The organism is Paraburkholderia sp. A1RI_3L, from assembly GCF_048957895.1.
Classification (GTDB): Bacteria; Pseudomonadota; Gammaproteobacteria; order Burkholderiales; family Burkholderiaceae; genus Paraburkholderia; species Paraburkholderia kururiensis.
The window spans coordinates 171,990-192,525 of the sequence record NZ_JARCHA010000003.1 but is presented as its reverse complement, the minus strand read 5'-3'; the positions used below and the strand labels follow the sequence as shown (position 1 = coordinate 192,525).

Here is a 20,536-nt window from a genome sequence, read left to right as displayed (position 1 = left end):
CAAACCGCAGCCGCTTGCGCCGCGGGCTGCCCCGCCCAACCGTCAGCTGCGCTGCGCCGCCACTACGACCACTTCCACGAGGCACGCCGGGTTCGCGAGCTTCGCTTCCACCGTGGCACGCGGCGGCGTGGCGCCCGGCACGACCCACGTGTCCCACACGGCGTTCATGCCGGGAAAGTTGGCCATGTCGGAGATGAAGATCTGTACCGAAAGCAGATGCGACTTGTCGCTGTTCACTTCGGCAAGCAGGCGGTCGATGTGGTCGAGCACCTCGCGGGTCTGGCCGGTGATGTCCTGCTTCGTGTCTTCGGCGATCTGGCCGGCCAGGTACACGGTACCGTTGTGCACGGCGATTTCCGAGAGACGCGGGCCGACGTGGTGACGATTGACTGCCATAAGGTTTCCTGTTGGTGTGGTGAAGGTGGCACGCTGCGGCAATGGTGCAGCGCCATGCGCGGCCGCCTGCCTCGCGCAGGCGTGCAATCGCATATTATGACCCGAGCGCGGCTCAGCCGATCAGGAAACGTCGCGCGATAGCGATCTGGTCAGGTGCAAGAAAGGCCGGCGCATGGCCCGCACCGGCAATTTCGACGCTCGCAACAGCCTTCCCTTCGCTCACCATGCGCGCCACCGTCTCACGCGAAAGCAGATCCGACTGCTCGCCGCGCACGACGAGCATGCGCCCCGGGAAGGCCGCAAGCGAGCGCCAGAGTATCGATTCGCCGAGCGCGTTTTGCTCGGGTGTCGTGGCGCCGAACGGCTGGGCGATGCGCGGGTCGTAACGGAATGCCCAGGCGCCGTCCACCTCGTGCAGGAGCGGCGTGTTGATCTCGCGCCACTCCTCCTGGGTGAGCGGGCCGAACGACTGCGCGAGCAACGCGGCATGATCGATGCCCTGCTGCAGCGTTTCGAAGCGCGCCGGCTTGCCGAGATACTCGCCGATGCGAGCCAGCGCCTGCGGCTCGATATGGGGACCGACGTCGTTGACGATCATCTTGCCGATGGGTGAATCGGGCAGGCCCGCCAGGGCGAGGCCGATCAGCCCGCCCATCGAAGTGCCGAACCAGTCCACTTTTTCAGCGCCCGTGCGCGCGATCAGCGTGACCATGTCGGCAACGTACTGCGCGACGCCGTAACCCATCGGGTCGGCGAGCCACGACGAGAGGCCGCGGCCCACCACGTCGGGGCACACCACGCGATAGGTGTCGCTCACCGCGGCCGCGAGCCGGTCGAAGTCACGGCCCGAACGCGTGAGCCCGTGCACGCAGACAAGCACGCGCGGGTTCGCGGGGTCGCCCCATTCGGTGTAGGCCATGCGGTGCAGACCGCCGGGGCTGATGCATTGAACGAAGCGCTGGCGCAAGGCGGTAGACGTGGCGGTCATCGTGAGGTCCTGTCCTGGCAGAAGACTGTCGGGGCCGGGCCCGCTGCGGCGCCGGCGGCACGAGTCCGATTGTAGACGGCGGGGAACCGCACCAACGCGTTTTTCAGGGAAAGCGCGACGAGCGTCACGCGCAACGCGACCGCCCAAACACCGCGGGCGGAACGCTCTTTCCGAACGTTCCGCCCGCTTCGAATCGATTTACCGAACAAGGGTCACGTTTCGCCGACATAACCTCACGCAACCTCAAACGACCACACAGCCCCGCCTGCAAGCGACCGCGGCGACCACAGCAACCCACCATCAGGCCGCTTTTCGCCAACCGTGATACCGCTCAGCTCACCGCGCTCACGTCGAGCGGGGCGCCCGTCTTCGCCGCGATCTCGTCCACCGTCACGCCAGGCGCGAGTTCGGCGAGCCGCAAACCGTCTTCGGTCACGTCGATCACGCCGAGGTCGGTGATGATGAGATCCACCACGCCCACGCCCGTGAGCGGCAGCGAGCATTCATCGACGATCTTGTGCTGATCGCCCTTCGCCACGTGCTCCATCAGCACGACCACGCGCTTCACGCCGGCCACGAGGTCCATGGCGCCACCCATGCCCTTGATCATCTTGCCCGGAATCATCCAGTTCGCGAGGTCGCCGCTCTTGCTCACCTGCATGGCGCCGAGAATCGCCAGGTTGATGTGGCCGCCGCGGATCATGGCGAACGAGTCCGCCGACGAGAAGATCGACGAGCCGGGCAGCGTCGTCACCGTCTGCTTGCCTGCGTTGATGAGGTCGGCGTCCACTTCCTCGTCCGTGGGCGACGGCCCGATGCCGAGCAGCCCGTTCTCCGACTGCAGCCACACCTCGACGCCCGCCGGCACGTGGTTGGCCACCAGCGTCGGCAGACCGATGCCGAGGTTCACATAGAAACCGTCCTGCAGTTCCTTCGCCGCGCGCGCGGCCATTTCATCGCGATTCCATGCCATGGTCAGACTCCTTTTGCGCGCACGACGCGTTGTTCGATGCGTTTTTCCGGATGCGCATTGAGCACGATGCGCTGCACGAAGATGCCGGGCGTGTGGATCGCGTCCGGATCGAGTTCGCCCGTCTCCACGATTTCCTCGACCTCGGCCACCGTGATGCGGCCGGCCATCGCGCACATCGGGTTGAAGTTGCGCGCCGTGCGGCGATAGACGAGGTTGCCGGCCTTGTCCGCCTTCCACGCCTTCACGAGCGCGACGTCGGCGGTGAGCGAATGCTCGAGCACGTAGTGGTTGTCGCCGAACTGGCGGGTTTCCTTGCCCTCGGCAATCAGCGTGCCGTAGCCGGTGTTGGTGAAGAAGGCCGGAATGCCGGCGCCGCCCGCGCGCAGTTTTTCGGCGAGCGTGCCTTGCGGCGTGAATTCGAGTTCCAGTTCGCCCGCGAGGTACTGCCGCTCGAATTCCTTGTTCTCGCCCACGTACGACGAGATCATCTTCCTGATCTGCCGCGTTTCGAGCAGCAGGCCGAGGCCGAAACCATCCACGCCCGCGTTGTTGCTAATGCAGGTGATGCCCTTGACGCCCGAATCGCGCAGCGCGCCGATCAGCGCCTCCGGAATGCCGCACAGGCCGAAGCCGCCCACGGCGAACGTCTGCCCGTCCTTGACGATGCCTTCGAGCGCGGCAGCCGCGCTCCCATAGACCTTGTTCATCAGTTTGTCCCTTCCTCAATGGAAACCCGAAAACCGGATCGGCGCAGTGCGCGGCAAAACTCGCCGGCAGCCAGTTGGCAAACGCCATTCTAGCCACACGGCGGCATGCCGTTGCAGCAGGCCGAATGGACATCCGGCCGTGCGCCTCACGCCGGCGCGGCGCCTTGCAGGGCAACGCTCGCCGCGCTCTTCTCGTTTGCCGCAAAGGGTACGATGCAGCGGTGTTGCGGCACAATACGCAAAAATACATAAGTAACCTCACCACCGTGGCGGCCTCGCCCATGCCCGACCAACGTTCGCTCGACTATCAGACCGCCTTTCATCTCGCGCCGATCGGCCTCGTGCTCGCGCGCGATCGCATCATCGAAGACTGCAACGACGAACTCGCGGCGATCTTCCGGTGCCGGCGCGAGTCGCTGATCGGGCAGTCGTTTCAGGTGCTGTATCCGTCGGCGGACGAGTTCGAGCGCATCGGCGCGCGCATCCCGCCCATCATGACCGCGCAAGGCAGCTACGCGGACGACCGCATCATGAAGCGCGCCGACGGCGAGCTCTTCTGGTGCCACGTGACGGGGCGGTCATTGGACCGCGCCGAGCCGCACGCGGCGGGCGTCTGGACCTTCGAGGACCTCAGCGCCACACGCCGCGTGGCCGTAGAACTCACCCCGCGCGAGCGCGAGATTGCCGCCCAGCTCGTCACAGGCAAGACGAGCAAGCAGATCGGGCGGATTCTGGATATCAGCTCGCGCACGGTGGACGTGTACCGCGCGCGGCTCATGCGCAAGTATGGGACGGGAAACGCCACCGAGCTGTTGCAGCGGCTGCTGGGGCAGTAAGACCCGGCGAGCGGGATCGTGCGCTCGCCGGTTGACAGGCCGGTGTGATGTTGTTGGCTGGACGCCGGCTTGAAGCTGTTCAGCAGGCCCGCTCAGCCGGCCTGTTCAGCTGGCCTGCTCATCTGGCCAGGGTAGTGAGCCTCAACGGGCCTTGACGAGTTCGGCCCGCTCGATCGTGGCGCGCAACAGATCCGGCATCGGCACCGATTTGCCGGCGGCGTAATCGATCCACACGCAGCGGGCGTTGCCGCGCGCATAGAGCGTGTCGGGGTCGTCCGCACGGCGCAGTTCGAAACCGGTGTCGAAGCTGCTGCGGCCAGGCTGGCCGACCGTCATCCGGCACACGACGTCGCCCGGATAGTGAAGCTGACGCAAAAACTCCATCGATGCGTTGACGATCACCGGCCCTTGCCCCTCGCCGTTGCCGCCCGCGATGCCGAGATGCTCGAACCACGAAATCCGCGCCTGCTCCATGTAGCGGAAATAGACCGTGTTGTTGACGTGGCCGAACGCGTCCATGTCGCCCCAGCGAATGGGCATCGACATTTCGAAGACGGGGTGATACGCCTGCTCGCTCATCGAACTTCTCTTCCTGTTATTTCGTGTGACGCTTCACGTCAGTCTTCACGCGAGCCCGAAGCCGTCGTCGGCCGTAATCACCGAGCCGTTGATGAAATTCGATTCATCGGCCGCGAGCAGCAGCAAGAGGCCGTCGAGGTCCTCGGGCTTGCCCACGCGGTGGCGCGGCAGCATCGAAATCAGCTTCTGCCCCTGCTCCGTCGACCAGTGGTGATGGTTGATCTCCGTATCGATATAGCCCGGGCAGATGGCATTGACGTTGATGCCATGACGTCCCCATTCCTGAGCCATGGCCTTGGTCATGTGGACCACCGCTGCCTTGCTCATCGAATAGAGTCCGATCTGCGGCAGCACGCGCAAACCCGCCACGGACGCGATGTTGATGATGCGGTACGCCGGTTTGTGTGCGCCGTTGCCGCGCATCATCATCCGTTTGGCCACTTCCTGCGCGACGAAGAACGCGCCGCGCGTATTCGTATCGAACACGTATTCGAAGTCGGCGGGCGTGACGTCGGCGAGGCGCTGCGTCGTAGAGACGCCCGAGTTGTTGACGAGAATGTCGATGGTGCCCGCCTCGGTCTCGGCGTGCGCCACGGCAGACTTGATGCTCTGGTAGTCCGTCACGTCGAGCGACACGACGTGCGCCGCACCGCCCGACGCCTCGATTTCGGCGCGCAGTTCCTTGAGGCGCTCCACGCGGCGGCTAGCCAGCACGACTTTTGCGCCTGCATGCGAGAGTACCTGGGCAAAGCGCTTGCCCAGTCCGCTCGATGCGCCGGTGATCAGCGCGACCTTGCCTTCCAGATTGATCGAACGGCCCATTGTCGTTCCTTGTAGGTGTTGAGCGTTGAGTGGACGGCACGTTGCGGCACGGCCGGACGTGCGTCAATACGGTAGCACAAAGAATAGAACGATCGTGCTAATCTGCGCTCTTCGGGTTGCGGGGTGTCAGACGTTACCGGACAATACGTTCCCGAAAAAAGCATTCTAACGGCAAGAGGAGCTTCGATGACCCCCGCAAGTCTCATTGAGCAGTACGGTCCACGCGAATCGATGGAGTATGACGTCGTGATCGTCGGCGGCGGCCCGGCCGGTCTTTCGGCCGCCATCCGTCTCAAGCAGCGGGCTGCGGAAAAAGGCGTCGAACTCGGCGTGTGCGTGCTGGAAAAGGGCTCGGAAATCGGTGCGCACATTCTCTCGGGCGCGGTCATGGACCCTCGCGCCATCAACGAACTGATTCCCGACTGGAAGGAAAAAGGCGCGCCGCTCGACGTGCCCGTCACCGAAGACCGCTTTCTGTTTCTGACCGAAACGGGCGCGCGCACCGTCCCGCACTGGGCGCTGCCGGAGAACTTCAAGAACGAAGGCAACTACGTGGTGAGCCTCGCGAACGTCACGCGCTGGCTCGGCCAGCAGGCGGAAGCCGCGGGCGTCGAGATCTTCCCCGGCTTTCCCGCGGCCGAGGTGCTCTACAACGAAGACGGCTCGGTGAAAGGCGTGGCCACGGGCAACATGGGCATCGGCAAGGACGGCCAGCCCACCGAGAACTTCCAGCTCGGCATGGAACTGCACGCGAAGTACACGCTCTTCTGCGAAGGCGCGCGCGGGCATCTGGGCCGCCAGCTCAACGAGAAGTTCAAGCTGAACCGCGACAGCGACCCGCAGGTGTACGGTATCGGCATCAAGGAACTCTGGGAAATCGATCCCGCGAAGCACCAGCCGGGCCTCGTCATCCATTCGGCCGGCTGGCCGCTCGACTCACAGACCTACGGCGGCTCGTTCCTCTATCACATCGACAACAACCAGGTGATGGTCGGCTTCGTAGTGGGGCTCGGCTATTCGAACCCGTACCTCTCGCCGTTCGAGGAATTCCAGCGCTACAAGACGCACCCTGAAATCCGCAAGTTTCTGGAAGGCGGCAAGCGCGTTTCGTACGGTGCACGCGCCATCACGGCGGGCGGCCTCATGTCGCTGCCGAAGCTCGTGTTTCCGGGCGGCGCGCTGGTGGGCGACGACGCCGGCTTTCTCAACGCCTCGCGCATCAAGGGATCGCACGCGGCAATCAAGACCGGCATGCTGGCTGCCGACGCCGCCTTCGACGCCGTGCAGGCCGGCCGCACCGCCGACGAACTTACCGCCTACCCCGAATCGTTCAAGACCTCGTGGCTCTACACGGAACTACACCGTGCACGCAACTTCAAGCAGTGGATGAGCAAGGGGCTCTACCTCGGCACACTGATGGTCGGCATCGAGCAAAAGCTCTTCGGCGGCAACGTGCCGTGGACGCTCCATCACCAGCACTGGGACCACGAGATGCTCAAGCCCGCATCGCAGTGCAAGCCGATCGAGTATCCGAAGCCGGACGGCAAGCTCACGTTCGACCGACTCTCGTCGGTGTTCATCTCGAACACGAATCACGAGGAAAACCAGCCGGCGCACCTCACGCTCAAGGACCCGAGCGTGCCCGTGAACGTGAACCTGCGCACGTATGCGGGACCGGAGGGACGTTACTGCCCTGCCGCCGTCTACGAATTCGTGAAGAACGACGACGGCAACGACCGGCTCGTGATCAACGCGCAGAACTGCGTGCACTGCAAGACCTGCGACATCAAAGACCCGACGCAGAACATCGTGTGGGTGACGCCGGAAGGCGGCGGCGGGCCGAACTATCCGAACATGTGAGGACTCGGGGCCGTCCGCGCTCAGGCACGACGGCCCTTTTTCCGCCGATACAAAAAAACGCCGCTTTCAAGCGGCGTTTCTTTTTACGGCGTGGTGCTTGCGCCCGAACGCTTCAGGGCGTTCCGGCCGCGATCCTCGGCGACGTGGTCACCACGTCGCCGCACTGGGCGCGATGCCGCAAGGCATGATCGATCAGCACGAGCGCCAGCATCGCTTCGGCAATCGGCGTGGCGCGAATGCCAACGCAGGGATCGTGGCGACCGAACGTCTCCACCGTCGCGGGCTGCCCCGCCTTGTCGATGGAGCGACGCGGCGTACGAATGCTCGACGTCGGCTTGATTGCGATGGAGACGGTAATGTCCTGCCCCGTCGAGATACCGCCCAGCACGCCGCCCGCATGATTGCCGACGAAGCCTTCCGGCGTGAGTTCGTCACCGTGCACCGACCCACGTTGCGCCACGCTCGCGAAGCCGGCGCCAATCTCGACGCCCTTCACCGCATTGATGCCCATCATCGCGTGCGCGATGTCGGCGTCGAGCCGGTCGAACAACGGCTCGCCCCAGCCCACCGGCACGCCCGACGCCACCACATTGATACGCGCGCCGATCGAGTCGCCGTCCTTTCGCAGCGCGTCCATGTAGGCTTCGAGCTGCGGCACGATGTCGGCATTCGGCACGAAAAACGGATTCTCGCGCACGTGCGACCAGTCGACGAACGGCACGTCGATCTCGCCCAACGCGCTCATGTAGCCCCGCACCTCCACGCCGAACTTCTCGCGCAGCCACTTCTTCGCCACGGCGCCGGCCGCCACGGTGGGCGCCGTGAGCCGCGCCGACGACCGGCCGCCGCCGCGATAGTCCCGAATGCCGTACTTTTGCCAGTACGTGTAGTCCGCGTGACCCGGGCGGAAGGTTTCGGCGATGTTGCCGTAGTCCTTGCTGCGCTGATCGGTGTTGCGGATGAGGAGCGCGATGGGCGCGCCGGTCGTCACATCTTCGAATACGCCCGAGAGAATCTCGACCTTGTCTTCTTCCTGGCGTTGCGTCACGTGGCGCGACGTGCCTGGCTTGCGGCGGTCGAGTTCGAACTGGATGTCTTCGGTAGTGAGCGCCATGCCGGGTGGGCAGCCGTCGATCACGCAGCCGATGGCCGGGCCGTGCGATTCGCCGAAGGTCGTGACGGTAAAGAGCGTGCCGAGCGTGTTGCCGGACATGAGCGTCGTCCAAAGTAAAACGGGGAAGCCGCTATTATGCCAGCCCGCGCGTTCAGCGCCGGGCGCCCCGCAGCGCCGTGACGATCTCCTCGAGCCCTTCCGGCGTGACGCTGGCTGGGTCGAGCGGCTCGCCCACCGCAAGTGTGAGCCGGCTGACCGCACCACGCCGCAGCGGCCGCGGCAGGTGCGCACTTTCGTCGCGCGAGAAGACGCTGCCCCACAGGCCGCGCAGCGCCATTGGAATCACCGGCACCGGCATGCGTTCGATGATCTCCATCACGCCATGACGGAACGCGTTGATCTCGCCCGTCCGCGTGAGTTTGCCTTCGGGGAAGATGCAGACCAGTTCGCCTTCGGCGAGCACTTTGGCGCACTGTTCGTAGGCCGCCGCAAGCAGGTGTGCGTCCTCGTGCGCCGGCGCAATCGGAATGGCCTTCGCGTGGCGGAACAGCCAGCCGGCCAGCGGCGCGCGAAAGATCCGGTGGTCCATCACGAAGCGGATGGGGCGCGGGCTTTCGGCCATGATGACGATCGCATCGACATAGCTCACGTGATTGCAGACGAGCACGGCCGGCCCTTCGGCCGGAATGCGCTCCGTGTGCACCAGCCGGATGCGATAGACCGTATGCACGAGCAGCCACGCGACGAAGCGCAGCAGAAACTCCGGCACGAGCAGATAGATGTAGGCGGCCACCGCCACGTTGAGAAGCGCCGTGACGAGATAGAGCCCCGGAATGCCGACGCCCGCGGAAGTCAGGGCCATCGCCATCAGCGCCGAGACGATCATGAACAGCGAGTTCAGGATGTTGTTCGCCGCGATGATGCGCGCACGATGGCTCGGCACACTGCGGCTCTGGATCAGCGCATAGAGCGGCACGCTGTAGAAGCCCCCGAACATCGCGAGCAGGTACAGATCGGCGAGGATGCGCCAGTGCGCCGGCACGCGCAGGAATTCGCCGACCGCAAGCAGGTGCCCGGCGCGCGGCAGCGCGTGGCTCGCGAAGTAGAGGTCGATGGCGAACACGCTGATGCCGATGGAGCCGAGCGGCACGAGCCCGATCTCGATGCGGCGCTTCGAGAGCCGCTCGCACAGCAGCGAGCCCGTGCCGATGCCCACCGAGAAGGTGGCAAGCAGCACGGTGACGACATCGGGGTTCGCTGAGAGCACGTCCTTCGCAAAGTTGAAGAAGGACGCGAGGAAGGTCGCGCCCACGAACCACAGCCACGAAATACCGAGCAGGCTCAGAAACACCGTGCGATTGCCGCGGGCCAGCTTGAGGTTGCGCCAGGTTTCGCTAACCGGATTCCAGTTGATTCGCAGCTCCGGCTGCGAAGGGGTGGACGGCGGCACGAATGCCGAGGCAAAACGTCCGATGAGCGCAACCGAAACGCACAGGCACGCCAGCACGGCCGCACCGTTGCCCGGCAGCCCCGCCGCGGCCCCGCCGGCAATCGTGCCTACGAGGATGGCGACGAACGTGCCCATCTCCACCATGCCGTTACCGCCCACCAGCTCGGCATTCGTGAGGTGCTGCGGCAGGTAGGCGTACTTGACGGGACCGAACACGGTGGAATGCACGCCCATCAAGAACGTGCAGGTGTAGAGCAGCGCCGCGCTGTGCAGCCAGAACCCCGCGCCGCCGACGAGCATCACGGCAATCTCGAAGGTCTTCACGAAACGCGTGAGCATGGCCTTGTCGTACTTGTCGGCGATCTGGCCCGAGGTCGCCGACAGCAGCACGAAAGGCAGGATGAAGATCGCGGAAATCAGGAACGGTGCGGTTTTCGGATCCACGCCGGAAAAACGCGCCGTCTGATAGGTGACGAGCGAGGTGAAACCGATCTTGAAGACGTTGTCGTTCATCGCGCCGAGGAACTGCGTCCAGAAGAACGGCGCAAAGCGGCGCTCGCGCAGCAGCCTGAACTGCGATTCGTGTACCTCGCCGTCGCGAGGGGCGCGGCGCGCAACGGGTAAGGGGCGGTCGCTCATGAGGGAGGCAGGAGGGGCAGGTATGGGGCCGGCACCGGCAATGTCCGCCTGGTGAAAGCGGGTGTTGAGGTAGAGGCCGGGGTAGAGGCCACGACGGCCAGCGACGGCCAGGTGAGTTCAACAAAAAAACGCGCGCCTGCTGCGCGCGTTTTTCTCTCGAAACGGTGACCGCGGTACCGCCGACAGGTTGGAACCGGCCCAGCGATCGCGAACTCACGGCGCACAGCTTGCTCGCCCGTGGCGCGAGCCCACCCGGTGAACCACCGACGGAGCAACCGCCGGCGCTTACTGTCGCGTGGGCTGCTCGCCCTCTTCCTCGGGCCAGTCGCGAATATATGCCTTCAGCATGCGATTTTCGAAGCTCTGCTCTTCCACCACGGCCTTCGCCACGTCGTAGAACGAGATCACCCCCATCAGCGTGCGGCTGTCCAAAACGGGCAGATAACGGACGTGATGTTCGAGCATCATTCGTCGCACTTCGTTGACGTCGGTTTCCGGCGTGCAGGTGACGGGGTGGTCGTCCATTACCTTGCGGATGGTCGCCGCGCCCAGGCTGCCATCGTTTTTGCGCAGCGTCAGAATGATTTCACGGAAGGTCAGCATGCCGACCAGATCGCCATATTCCATCACGACGAGCGACCCGATGTCGTGCTCGGCCATGGTGTTGACTGCGGCGTGCAGCGGCGTGTCGGGCGTCACGGTAAAAAGGGTGTTGCCCTTGACCTTCAAAATGTCGCTGACTCGCATGGTCGTCTCCTGGCGATACGGGTGTAAATGCAATTCACAAATGCGGCTGGTTATGCGGACTTATCTGGACTTATCCAGACATAGGGCGCTCGAGCGGCAATGCGCGGGGCAAAAGCCCATGCCGCATAAGCAATGCAGACTGATTTTTGATGCTAGCGGAAAGGTCGGCAAAAGGAAAGCGGCCATTCCACGCACAACGGCATTCATTTGCGATCGAAATACCGGCAACGGCCGCCTCGCACAGCGGCCCCTTCAGCAGGTCCATCGACACGCTTGGGGGAAAACGGCACTTGATGCCGCGCAGCCCGGTGTTACGATCGCTCACTCCCTTACCTCACAAGGTTCTGGCCGCACCGGCCCGGGCCCATCGACATGTCCGCCAACCGTTTCGACACGCTCGCGCTGCATGCCGGCGCGGCCCCGGATCCCGCCACGGGCGCCCGCGCGACGCCGATCTACCAGACCACCTCGTTTTCGTTCCGCGACACCGACCATGCCGCCGCGCTCTTCAACATGGAGCGTGCAGGCCACGTCTACTCGCGCATCTCGAACCCGACCGTTGCCGTATTCGAAGAGCGGATCGCGGCACTCGAAAACGGCGTCGGCGCCATCGGCACCGCAAGCGGCCAGGCGGCGCTGCATCTCGCCATCGCCACGCTGATGGGCGCGGGTTCGCACATCGTCGCCTCCAGCGCGCTCTACGGTGGCTCGCATAACCTTCTCCACTACACGCTGCGGCGCTTCGGCATCGAGACCACATTCGTTCCGCCTCATGACCTCGACGCCTGGCGCGCGGCGCTGCGCCCGCAAACCCGGCTGCTCTTCGGCGAAACGCTGGGCAATCCCGGGCTCGACGTGCTCGACATCGCTGCCGTGGCCCAGATCGCCCACGAACACCGCGTGCCGCTTCTCGTCGACTCCACGTTCACCACGCCTTGCCTGCTGCGCCCGTTCGAGCACGGCGCCGACCTGATCTACCACTCGGCCACCAAGTTCCTGGGCGGCCACGGCACGACGATCGGCGGCGTGCTGGTGGATGGCGGCACATTCGACTTCGACGCATCGGGCCATTTCCCCGAACTGACCGAGCCCTATGAGGGCTTCCACGGCATGGTGTTCGCCGAGGAAAGCACCGTTGCCCCGTTCCTGCTGCGTGCGCGCCGCGAGGGTCTGCGCGACTTCGGTGCCTGTCTGCATCCGCAGGCCGCATGGCAACTGCTGCAGGGCGTGGAAACGCTGCCGCTGCGCATGGACCGGCACGTCGCGAACACGCGCAAGGTGGTCCAGTTTCTGGCCGCGCACGAAGCGGTGGAATCGGTCGCCTATCCCGAGCTCGAGACCCACCGCGACTACGCGCTGGCGCAACGCCTGCTGCCCCGCGGAGCAGGCGCCGTGTTCAGCTTCAACCTGCGCGGCGATCGCGCCGCCGGGCGGCGTTTCATCGAAGCCCTGACCCTGTTCTCACATCTCGCCAACGTGGGCGACGCCCGCTCGCTCGTCATCCATCCGGCCTCTACGACGCATTTCCGCATGGATGCCGCCGCCCTCGCCGCAGCAGGCATCGCCGAAGGCACGATCCGGCTCTCCATCGGCCTCGAAGACCCGGACGACCTGATCGACGACCTCAAGCGCGCGCTGAAAGCCGCGCAGAAAAACACCGCGCCCGCGGCAAGCGCGCTTCCCGCCTCGGCTCCCGGCTCTGCCGTCGCCAACCCGGCGCGGGCAGGCAAGGAGGCGCCATGATCCTCGACGTGCGGGGCGTACCCGCTTATGTCTATACCGGCGGCAAGCCCTTCGATCCGGCGCTGCCGACGGCCGTGTTCGTCCACGGCGCCGAGCACGATCACAGTGTGTGGGCACTGCAGTCGCGCTACTTCGCAAACCACGGCTTCGGCGTGCTCGCGGTCGACCTGCCGGGCCACAGCCGCAGCGCCGGGCCGGCATTGCGCGACGTTCCCGCCATGGCGGACTGGCTCGCCGCATTGCTCGACGCGGCGGGCGTGCAGCGCGCCTTCGTGGCCGGTCACAGCATGGGCTCGTTGATCGCCCTCGACTTCGCCGCACGCTATCCGGCGCGCACCACGCATCTCGCGATGCTCGCCACCGCGTTGCCCATGACCGTTTCGCCCGCCTTGCTCGATGCCGCCCGCGAGCGCGAACCCGAAGCGATCGCCATGGTGAACGCATGGTCACACTCGACGATCGCGGCCAAACCGTCGAATCCCGGCCCGGGGTTCTGGCTGCACGGCATGAACCAGCGGCTCATGGAACGCGTGTCGGCGCGCGGCGAACCCCAGTTGTTCCATACCGATTTCGCCGCCTGCAACGCGTATGCCGACGGCCTCGCACGCGCCGCGGCCGTGCGCTGTCCGGTGCGAATCATCGTCGGCCGGCGCGACGTCATGACGCCGCCGCGTGCGGCGCGCGCGTTGGCCGATGCCTTCACGCGGGCCGGCGTGACAGCGGATACCGTGACGCTCGACGCAGGACACGCCATCATGGCCGAGCAACCCGACGCCACGCTCGACAGCCTGTTCGCCTTTGCATCACGCCCGGGTGCATTGCTTGCCTGAGACGAAACGGCCATCGCAGGCACCACGATAGCGGTTGCGCGCGTGTCGCGGCATCGGCCGGATAGCCGGGTTGCACGGATGGTACGACAGCAGCACAATCGTTCGAACGCAATCACGAACGCCACAGCGAGGGCAAGGAGGCGATCATGGAACGCACCACGCACCGCGAAAACGAACACTTCGCGAACTTCGACGAGTTCTACCCGTTCTATCTCGGCGAGCATCGCAATCCGGTATCGCGGCGGCTGCACTTCGTGGGTTCGCTGGGCGTGATCGGCTGCGTGGCCATGGCAATCGCCACCGGCCACTGGCCCTGGTTGCCGGCGGCGGTCGTGTGCGGCTACGGCTTCGCGTGGGTCGGGCACTTCTTCTTCGAGAAGAACCGTCCCGCCACCTTCAGACACCCGATCTACAGTCTGATGGGCGACTGGGTAATGTTCGCGGACATCTGCCGCGGCAAGCTGCCTTTGTAGGGAAAGGTCACACTGCCGTCTGGTGCGGCATGGACGACGGGTGATGGGCGTCGCTCCCGGCGAAAGCCGCGCGAGCCTCGCGCGCCGCCATGAGGGAAGCCAGCGACAAGGCGAGTTTTTCGTTATCGAGCGCGGCAAGCAGCATGGCTGCATCCACGCGGCTGGAGCGTAGCTTGAGCTGATACTCGAGCTCGTCGCGGTCGATGACGAAGAGGCCGAATAGGCGCGCCACCGAAATCTGGCCGGGATTGGCGATCAACAGGAACCGCGGTTCAGCCCCGCCCTGCTCGAGCCGCGCCACCCATTCGAGCGCTTCGAAGCGCTGCAGCAACCGCGAGGTGGTTTCCATGTCCCGGCGCAGCATGCGCGCAAGCTCGGGCAGCGTATGGCCGGGCCGTCCGGCGTCACGTGCTTCGGCAAGCCGGCCGAGCAGTTGCAGCCCGTCCAGCAGATCGCTGCCGGGAAACTGCGGCCGGTGGAATTGCCCGATGCGTATTTCCGGCAAGGCGGACGCGATCATCGCGCCCGCCAGCGTGATGAACCAGCTCAGATACATCCACAGGAGAAACATCGGCGCCGCGGCGAACGCGCCGTACACGGCCGTATAGGTGGGAATGCGCCGCACGTAATAGCCGAAGCCGCGCTTGGCCAACTCGAACGCGACGGCCGCGCACACGCCGCCCACCACCGCGTCGCGCCATTCCACGCGGCAGTTCGGCAGATAGACGTAGAGCATGGTGAACGCGAGCACCATGAGCGGCAGCATGGCACCTGTCAGCAGCCATTCGATCACGCCGGAGCCGCTCTGGCCCGCCGCGAAAGCAAGCGACTTGGTGAACAGATACGACGAGATGGAAAGGCTCACGCCCACGAGAATCGGCCCCAGCGTGAGCACGGCCCAGTAGACCAGCACGCGCTGCGCGAACGGCCGCGGCTTGCGCACGCGCCAGATCACGTTGAACGCGGATTCGATGGTCATCATGGTCATGACCGACGTGACGAACAGCACGATCATGCCCATCGTCGTGAGGCCCTTGGCCTTCGACGCGAACTGGTTCAGGTAGCGAAAGATCTGGTCGTTGATCTGCGAGGGCATCAGGTGATCCGCGAGGAAGCCCTGCAGGGACATCTGGAACTGCGCGAAAATCGGAAAGGCCGTGAAGAGTGCGAACGCGACGGTAGCGAGCGGCACAAGCGAAAGCAGCGTCGTGAAGGTCAGGCTGCCGGCCACCTGGGGGATGCGGTCTTCTGCGCTACGCCGCGCAGCAAAGCGCGCGAGCCGCCGCACGAGATCCAGATCCACACGCACTTTCGACAACCAGTCCATCGCCCCGCCTCAATCGAAGTGTGCGCCGCGCGCGGCATGCGCGGCCGACCCAACCCCTATAATACCTGTTCACCGACGAGGCCTATGAAAGACATCCTTGTGCTCTATTACAGCCGGCACGGCGCAACCCGCGAACTCGCGCTCGCGATTGCGCAAGGCATCGACAGCGTGCCCGGTGTTCAGGCGCGCGTGCGCACCGTGCCCCCCGTATCCACCGTCTGCGAAGCCACACAGCCCGACATCCCCGAGTCCGGTCCGCCCTACGCCGAGTTGCGTGACCTCGAGGAATGCGCCGGTCTCGCGCTCGGCTCACCCACGCGCTTCGGCAACATGGCCGCGTCGCTCAAGTATTTCCTCGACGGCACCACGCCGCAATGGCTCTCGGGTGCGCTCGCCGGCAAGCCCGCCTGCGTGTTCACGTCGACCGGCAGCCTGCACGGCGGCCAGGAATCCACGCTGCTTTCCATGATGCTGCCGCTTCTGCATCACGGCATGCTGCTCGTCGGCATTCCCTACACCGAAAGCGCGCTCGCCACCACGCAAAGCGGCGGCACGCCCTACGGCGCCTCGCACTTCGCCCGCGCAGGTACAGCGGCGAACGGTATCTCCGCCGACGAACGCACGCTCGCCATCGCGCTGGGCGCACGGCTGGCCCGTACGGCGTCCATGCTGAACGAGCGGCCATGAACGTCCCTCGCGATGCCGGCAGCGCGCAGGCCGCGAACGCACGCGTCGAGTCGTCGCGTGCCGCGGCGCGCGGCGCGCTTGCCGCGCTCGTGGGGCTCATCGCACTCTGCATTGCATGGGAGCTGTGGCTCGCGCCGCTTCGCCCGGGCGGTTCGGCCCTCGTGCTGAAGGCCGCCCCGCTGCTGTTCGCGCTGCGCGGCGTGGCTCGCCGCAACCTGTACACGCTGCAATGGGCGTCAATGCTCGTGCTGCTGTATGTCGCCGAGGGCGTCGTGCGCGGCATGACGGACGGCGGCCTGTCGAGCCGGCTGGGCTGGGTCGAGGTCGTGCTCGCCGGCGCTTTTTTTGTTGCTGCTCTCGTCTATGTCGCGCCGTTCAAGCGCGCTGCGCGACGCGCGCCGCCTGGACAACAGTAGCGCGTGCCTTGCCGGCCTGTCGCGTTACCGGGCGCGAATACGTCCCCGAACGGCCCGCTCGATAGCCATCCGGCTAATGCACCTTACGCAACACGTCGCGCGATACTCCACTCAACACGCCGCAAATCAAACCGACACCGCATACCTACCTTCGTCCCACTTCATCATGTCCGAAGCCGCTGAAACTGCCATTTCGTCGTTCATTGCCGCCTGCGTCGAGATCGTCGGCGCGCAGCACGTGCTGACCGATGCGCACGACACCGCCCCGTACCTCACCGACTGGCGCCGCCGCTACACGGGCGCCGCCTGCGCCGTGCTGACGCCCGCCAACGCCGAAGAGGTGGCGGCGCTCGTGCGCGCCGCGGTCGAGCACCGCGTGGCGCTCGTGCCTCAGGGCGGCAATACGGGGCTCGCGGGCGGCGCCACACCGGACGCAAGCGGCACGCAGGCAGTATTGAGCGTGAAGCGCCTGAACCGCATACGCGACGTCGACCCGCACAACAACACCATCACCGTCGAAGCGGGCGTCGTACTCGCCGAAGTCCAGGCGCGCGCCCGCGAAGCGGACCGGCTCTTTCCGCTTTCGCTCGCCGCCGAAGGCAGTTGCACGATCGGCGGCAATCTGGCGACGAATGCCGGGGGCACCGGCGTGCTGCGTTACGGCAATACGCGCGAACTGTGCCTCGGCCTCGAAGTCGTGACGCCGCAAGGGGAGATCTGGAGCGGCCTGCGCGGGCTGCGCAAGGACAACACCGGCTACGATTTGCGCGACGTCTTCATTGGCGCCGAAGGCACGCTCGGCATCATCACCGCGGCCGTCATGAAGCTGCATCCGCTGCCCGCCGCGCGCGTCACGGCGCTTGCCGCACTCGCCTCGCCGCACGCCGCGTTAGACTTTCTCGCGCTCGCCCAACGCTTCGCGGGCCCGCTTCTCACGGGCTTCGAGCTGATGTCCGATTTCTGCCTGCAACTTGTGAACCGGCATTTCCCGCAGATGCGCTATCCGTTCGAGAGCCGGCACGCACAGGTCGTGCTGCTCGAACTGTCCGACAGCGAGAGCGAAGAGCACGCGCGCGGACTCTTCGAGCGTCTGATGGAGACGGCGCTCGAAGAGGGTCTAGTGGAAGATGCGGTGGTCGCGGAAAGCCTCGCGCAATCGCAGGCGTTCTGGCATCTGCGCGAGCACATCCCGCTCGCGCAGGCGGAAGAAGGACTCAACATCAAGCACGACATCGCGGTGCCCATTTCGCGCATCGGCACCTTCATCGCGGAAACGGACGCCGCCATCGCCGCAGCCGCGCCCGGCGCGCGCATGGTGACGTTCGGCCACCTTGGCGACGGCAATCTGCACTACAACGTGCAGGCGCCCGAAGGCGTGGATGCGAAGGCGTTCCTCGCGCAATACCAGAGCCCGATCAACCGCGTGGTCTACGACAGCGTGCACCGCCACCATGGCAGCATCAGCGCGGAACACGGTCTCGGCCAGTTGAAGGTGGACGACGCCGCGCACTACAAGAGCGAAGTCGAAGTGCGACTGATGCGCACGCTCAAACAGGCGCTCGATCCGCTCAACCTGATGAACCCGGGCAAGGTGGTACGCTTCAATCCCTAGTCGCGCCCTTCCATCCAGGACCATCGCGGGCGCCATGCCGCCCGTCGGGTGTTCGCCGGGGCGCGAAGCGAAACAAGCCCAACTGTTGAAGCAACCGTCGAGGAGCTGTCGTCGTGAAGATTCGTGTGCTGTCCGATCTGCATCTGGAATGCGACGAGCCGGACACCATTGCCCACGCCGAGGCCGACCTCGTGATTCTCGCGGGCGACATCCACAACCACGCGCTGGGGCTGCGCTGGGCCGCTGAAACGTTCGACGCCGCGGTACCGGTGGTCTACGTACCCGGCAATCACGAGTACTACGACGGCGACTTCGGCGCACTGGAAACGGCGATGCAGGACGCGGCGCGTTCGGTGGACAACGTGCACTTCCTGAACAACACCGTGCTGGTGGACCCAGAGGGGCGCTGGCGCGTGCTCGGCACCACGTTGTGGACCGACTTCGCGCTCTTCGGTGCCGACGAGGCAACGCGCCGCGAAGCCATTGAAGCGGCGAACAAGGTGATGCTGGACTTCCGGGGATTGATTCAGGTCTCGTGGCCCGCGAACGCCAAAGCCGGCGCGGCCGCCGCCACGTCCGCGCCGCGCGACTTCACGCCCGCCGACACGCTGGCCATGCACGCCAGGGCCCGCGCGTGGCTGGAAGCCGAAATCGCGAAGCCGTTCTCAGGCAAGACGATCGTGGTGACGCACCACGCGCCGCACCGGCAAAGTCTCGCGGCCCGGTATGCGGCCGATCCGGTATCGGCGGGCTTCGTGAACGACCTGCCGTCGCTGGTGCGCGCACCCGTCTCGCTCTGGGTACACGGCCATACGCACACAGCATTCGACTACACGGTGAACGGCACACGCGTGGTGTGCAATCCGCGCGGCTATGTGGACCGGCGCACGGGCCGGCTGGAAAACCGCCACTTCGCCTGGGACAAGGTGATCGAAATCTGAGGCCGACGCCTCAATCTCCGTGCGACACGTCGCGAGGCGAAGAAACCACGCGCCGCGCACCGCCCGTCGTGATCCGCACGGTCGCGGGCCGCAGTTGAGCGCGCAGCGCCTGAAGCAGGTCGCGCGACGCCGCGAGGCCGATCAGTCCCACCATCACCGCGACGCCAATCATGAGATGCGTGTCCATACCAATCCTCTTCGTTATGCCTTGCTTCGGTCTTGCCGGTCCCGACACGTTAGCAAACGGCGCCGCGCGAAAAAGTAAGCAAGTGTTGTACGCCGCATGCGCCGTGTAACAGCAGGTCACATATCACACGCCGAGCGGCAGTCGACACAGGACGCGCCGCAGGCGGCATGCCCACATCAGCGGACACAAGACCGGACACACGAACCGGAGGGACATCCGGCCGAACACCAAACGCGAACAGCGCGGCTACTTGCGCGCAAAGCGCTTCAGCGCGGCCTGGTCCTCGGCCATCGTGGCCGGCAGCGTCTCGCGCAGATGCTCGACCCACGTGCGAATCTTCGCGTCGAGATACTGCCGCGACGGGTAGACTGCGTAGACGTTCATCTCCTGCGCCGTGTATTCGGGCAGGATCCACGCCAGCTCACCGCTTTTCAACCCATTGACCGCCGAGTAGATGGGCAGCACGGCAATGCCCATGCCTTCCCGCACGGCGGACGCCATGGCCTCCGCCACGTTGACCTGAAAGGGCGATGGCCCGACCTCCACGGACTCGCGTCCGTGCGGCCCGTTGAAATCCCAATGGGTGGACGGAAACACCGGTGTCACCATCTGCAAGAGAACGTGACGCGCGAGGTCGGCGGGCACCTGCGGCACCCCGTGGCGTTCGAGGTAAGCCGGCGAGGCACACACAATGCTGAAAGCACTTCCGATACGCTGCGAAACGAAGCCGGAGTCGGCCAGTTCCGTGGCGAGCACCAGCGCCACGTCGTAGCCTTCGTCGAGCAGGTCGGGCATGCGCTGGGCCAGCGTGAGTTCCACGTGAACGTCCGGGTAGCGCTGCTGGTATTGGCTCACCGCCGGAACGACGTAATGCTGGCCGAAGCTCGTCATGGCGTGCACCTTGAGCCGGCCGGACGGGCGGGCATGCGCGTCGCCCGCTTCGGCCTCGGCTTCGTCGACGTACGCAAGGATCTGCTCGCAGCGCTGCAGATAGCGCTCGCCGGCCTCGGTAAGAGCGATGCGCCGGGTGGTGCGGTTGAGCAGCCGTGTGCGCAGATGCGCTTCGAGGTCGGAAACCGCGCGCGAGGCATAAGCTGTCGTCGTATTGAGGTGCTGCGCGGCACCCGTAAAGCTACCCGCTTCGACAACCCTGACGAATACCCGCATGTTCTGTAGTGTGTCCATCGCTCCCCTCCTCCTGACGACAGG

Annotated in this window: 22 protein-coding genes; 9 read left to right on the top strand and 13 right to left on the bottom strand. The window is 65.5% G+C overall.

The genetic code is table 11. The annotated features are described in order from the left end of the window. Nucleotides 1-42: 42 nt before the first annotated feature. The 4 genes from PXJ20_RS10650 to PXJ20_RS10635 all read right to left on the bottom strand — a co-directional run bounded on the left by PXJ20_RS10650 (nucleotide 43) and on the right by PXJ20_RS10635 (nucleotide 3,064). Nucleotides 43-396, bottom strand: a complete 354-nt coding sequence (locus tag PXJ20_RS10650; RefSeq protein ID WP_017777773.1) for a RidA family protein — start codon at nucleotides 394-396, stop codon at nucleotides 43-45. A gap of 112 nt (nucleotides 397-508) precedes the next feature. Further along, nucleotides 509-1,384 carry an alpha/beta fold hydrolase gene (locus PXJ20_RS10645; protein WP_277597687.1) on the bottom strand — a complete coding sequence of 292 codons (876 nt, stop codon included), beginning with the start codon at nucleotides 1,382-1,384 and terminating at the stop codon, nucleotides 509-511. 331 nt (nucleotides 1,385-1,715) lie between these two features. Further along, nucleotides 1,716-2,357, bottom strand: coding sequence for a CoA transferase subunit B (locus PXJ20_RS10640; RefSeq protein WP_017777771.1), 642 nt, complete (start codon nucleotides 2,355-2,357; stop codon nucleotides 1,716-1,718). 2 nt (nucleotides 2,358-2,359) lie between these two features. After that, a complete protein-coding gene (locus PXJ20_RS10635; protein ID WP_126878856.1) occupies nucleotides 2,360-3,064 on the bottom strand; it encodes a CoA transferase subunit A in 705 nt (234 codons plus the stop codon). Between the two features lie 281 nt (nucleotides 3,065-3,345). Here PXJ20_RS10635 and PXJ20_RS10630 point away from each other — a divergent pair, with 281 nt between their 5' ends. Next, nucleotides 3,346-3,900 (top strand): PAS and helix-turn-helix domain-containing protein, encoded by a 555-nt coding sequence (locus tag PXJ20_RS10630; RefSeq protein WP_126878857.1) that lies wholly within the window; start codon nucleotides 3,346-3,348, stop codon nucleotides 3,898-3,900. 141 nt (nucleotides 3,901-4,041) lie between these two features. Here PXJ20_RS10630 and PXJ20_RS10625 read toward each other — a convergent pair whose 3' ends face one another. Together PXJ20_RS10625 and PXJ20_RS10620 are read right to left on the bottom strand one after the other, a co-directional pair. After that, complete coding sequence (locus PXJ20_RS10625) at nucleotides 4,042-4,479, bottom strand: acyl-CoA thioesterase (protein ID WP_017777768.1); 438 nt, start codon at nucleotides 4,477-4,479, stop codon at nucleotides 4,042-4,044. A gap of 45 nt (nucleotides 4,480-4,524) precedes the next feature. Next, the gene (locus PXJ20_RS10620) at nucleotides 4,525-5,301 is read right to left on the bottom strand and encodes an SDR family oxidoreductase (RefSeq protein WP_421030667.1); all 777 of its coding nucleotides are present in this window, start codon (nucleotides 5,299-5,301) and stop codon (nucleotides 4,525-4,527) included. Between the two features lie 186 nt (nucleotides 5,302-5,487). Between PXJ20_RS10620 and PXJ20_RS10615 the strand changes: the two genes are divergently transcribed. Then, nucleotides 5,488-7,161 carry an electron transfer flavoprotein-ubiquinone oxidoreductase gene (locus PXJ20_RS10615; RefSeq protein ID WP_126878858.1) on the top strand — a complete coding sequence of 558 codons (1,674 nt, stop codon included), beginning with the start codon at nucleotides 5,488-5,490 and terminating at the stop codon, nucleotides 7,159-7,161. A 112-nt stretch (nucleotides 7,162-7,273) separates the two neighbouring features. Here PXJ20_RS10615 and aroC read toward each other — a convergent pair whose 3' ends face one another. The 4 genes from aroC to PXJ20_RS10595 all read right to left on the bottom strand — a co-directional run bounded on the left by aroC (nucleotide 7,274) and on the right by PXJ20_RS10595 (nucleotide 11,436). Continuing rightward, nucleotides 7,274-8,374 (bottom strand): chorismate synthase, encoded by a 1,101-nt coding sequence (aroC, locus tag PXJ20_RS10610; protein WP_421030666.1) that lies wholly within the window; start codon nucleotides 8,372-8,374, stop codon nucleotides 7,274-7,276. A 52-nt stretch (nucleotides 8,375-8,426) separates the two neighbouring features. Further along, nucleotides 8,427-10,364, bottom strand: a complete 1,938-nt coding sequence (locus PXJ20_RS10605; protein WP_421030665.1) for an MFS transporter — start codon at nucleotides 10,362-10,364, stop codon at nucleotides 8,427-8,429. Nucleotides 10,365-10,649: 285 nt separating this feature from the next. Then, nucleotides 10,650-11,111 carry a CBS domain-containing protein gene (locus PXJ20_RS10600; protein WP_017777763.1) on the bottom strand — a complete coding sequence of 154 codons (462 nt, stop codon included), beginning with the start codon at nucleotides 11,109-11,111 and terminating at the stop codon, nucleotides 10,650-10,652. Nucleotides 11,112-11,181: 70 nt separating this feature from the next. Further along, complete coding sequence (locus tag PXJ20_RS10595; RefSeq protein WP_421030664.1) at nucleotides 11,182-11,436, bottom strand: hypothetical protein; 255 nt, start codon at nucleotides 11,434-11,436, stop codon at nucleotides 11,182-11,184. Between the two features lie 47 nt (nucleotides 11,437-11,483). Between PXJ20_RS10595 and PXJ20_RS10590 the strand changes: the two genes are divergently transcribed. The 3 genes from PXJ20_RS10590 to PXJ20_RS10580 all read left to right on the top strand — a co-directional run bounded on the left by PXJ20_RS10590 (nucleotide 11,484) and on the right by PXJ20_RS10580 (nucleotide 14,157). Next, on the top strand, nucleotides 11,484-12,854 hold the full coding sequence (locus tag PXJ20_RS10590) for an O-acetylhomoserine aminocarboxypropyltransferase (protein WP_421030663.1): 1,371 nt from the start codon (nucleotides 11,484-11,486) through the stop codon (nucleotides 12,852-12,854). Next, a complete protein-coding gene (locus tag PXJ20_RS10585; protein ID WP_421030662.1) occupies nucleotides 12,851-13,684 on the top strand; it encodes an alpha/beta fold hydrolase in 834 nt (277 codons plus the stop codon). The genes PXJ20_RS10590 and PXJ20_RS10585 overlap by 4 nt, the downstream gene beginning before the upstream one ends. Nucleotides 13,685-13,830: 146 nt before the next feature. Continuing rightward, complete coding sequence (locus PXJ20_RS10580; RefSeq protein ID WP_017777760.1) at nucleotides 13,831-14,157, top strand: DUF962 domain-containing protein; 327 nt, start codon at nucleotides 13,831-13,833, stop codon at nucleotides 14,155-14,157. A 7-nt stretch (nucleotides 14,158-14,164) separates the two neighbouring features. Here the strand turns inward: PXJ20_RS10580 and PXJ20_RS10575 are convergent, their stop codons facing one another. Then, complete coding sequence (locus PXJ20_RS10575; protein ID WP_017777759.1) at nucleotides 14,165-15,484, bottom strand: YihY family inner membrane protein; 1,320 nt, start codon at nucleotides 15,482-15,484, stop codon at nucleotides 14,165-14,167. Nucleotides 15,485-15,568: 84 nt separating this feature from the next. Between PXJ20_RS10575 and wrbA the strand changes: the two genes are divergently transcribed. The 4 genes from wrbA (at nucleotide 15,569) to PXJ20_RS10555 (ending at nucleotide 19,140) form a co-directional block, all read left to right on the top strand. Further along, a complete protein-coding gene (gene wrbA / locus PXJ20_RS10570) occupies nucleotides 15,569-16,171 on the top strand; it encodes an NAD(P)H:quinone oxidoreductase (RefSeq protein WP_017777758.1) in 603 nt (200 codons plus the stop codon). Continuing rightward, the gene (locus PXJ20_RS10565; RefSeq protein WP_421030661.1) at nucleotides 16,168-16,587 is read left to right on the top strand and encodes a DUF2069 domain-containing protein; all 420 of its coding nucleotides are present in this window, start codon (nucleotides 16,168-16,170) and stop codon (nucleotides 16,585-16,587) included. The genes wrbA and PXJ20_RS10565 overlap by 4 nt, the downstream gene beginning before the upstream one ends. A 166-nt stretch (nucleotides 16,588-16,753) precedes the next feature. Then, complete coding sequence (locus PXJ20_RS10560; RefSeq protein ID WP_017777756.1) at nucleotides 16,754-18,199, top strand: FAD-binding oxidoreductase; 1,446 nt, start codon at nucleotides 16,754-16,756, stop codon at nucleotides 18,197-18,199. A 113-nt stretch (nucleotides 18,200-18,312) separates the two neighbouring features. After that, nucleotides 18,313-19,140 (top strand): metallophosphoesterase, encoded by an 828-nt coding sequence (locus PXJ20_RS10555; RefSeq protein WP_017777755.1) that lies wholly within the window; start codon nucleotides 18,313-18,315, stop codon nucleotides 19,138-19,140. A 10-nt stretch (nucleotides 19,141-19,150) separates the two neighbouring features. Here PXJ20_RS10555 and PXJ20_RS10550 read toward each other — a convergent pair whose 3' ends face one another. Continuing rightward, on the bottom strand, nucleotides 19,151-19,327 hold the full coding sequence (locus tag PXJ20_RS10550; RefSeq protein WP_421030660.1) for a hypothetical protein: 177 nt from the start codon (nucleotides 19,325-19,327) through the stop codon (nucleotides 19,151-19,153). Nucleotides 19,328-19,573: 246 nt separating this feature from the next. After that, a complete protein-coding gene (locus PXJ20_RS10545) occupies nucleotides 19,574-20,512 on the bottom strand; it encodes a LysR family transcriptional regulator (protein ID WP_017777753.1) in 939 nt (312 codons plus the stop codon). Nucleotides 20,513-20,536 lie beyond the last annotated feature (24 nt).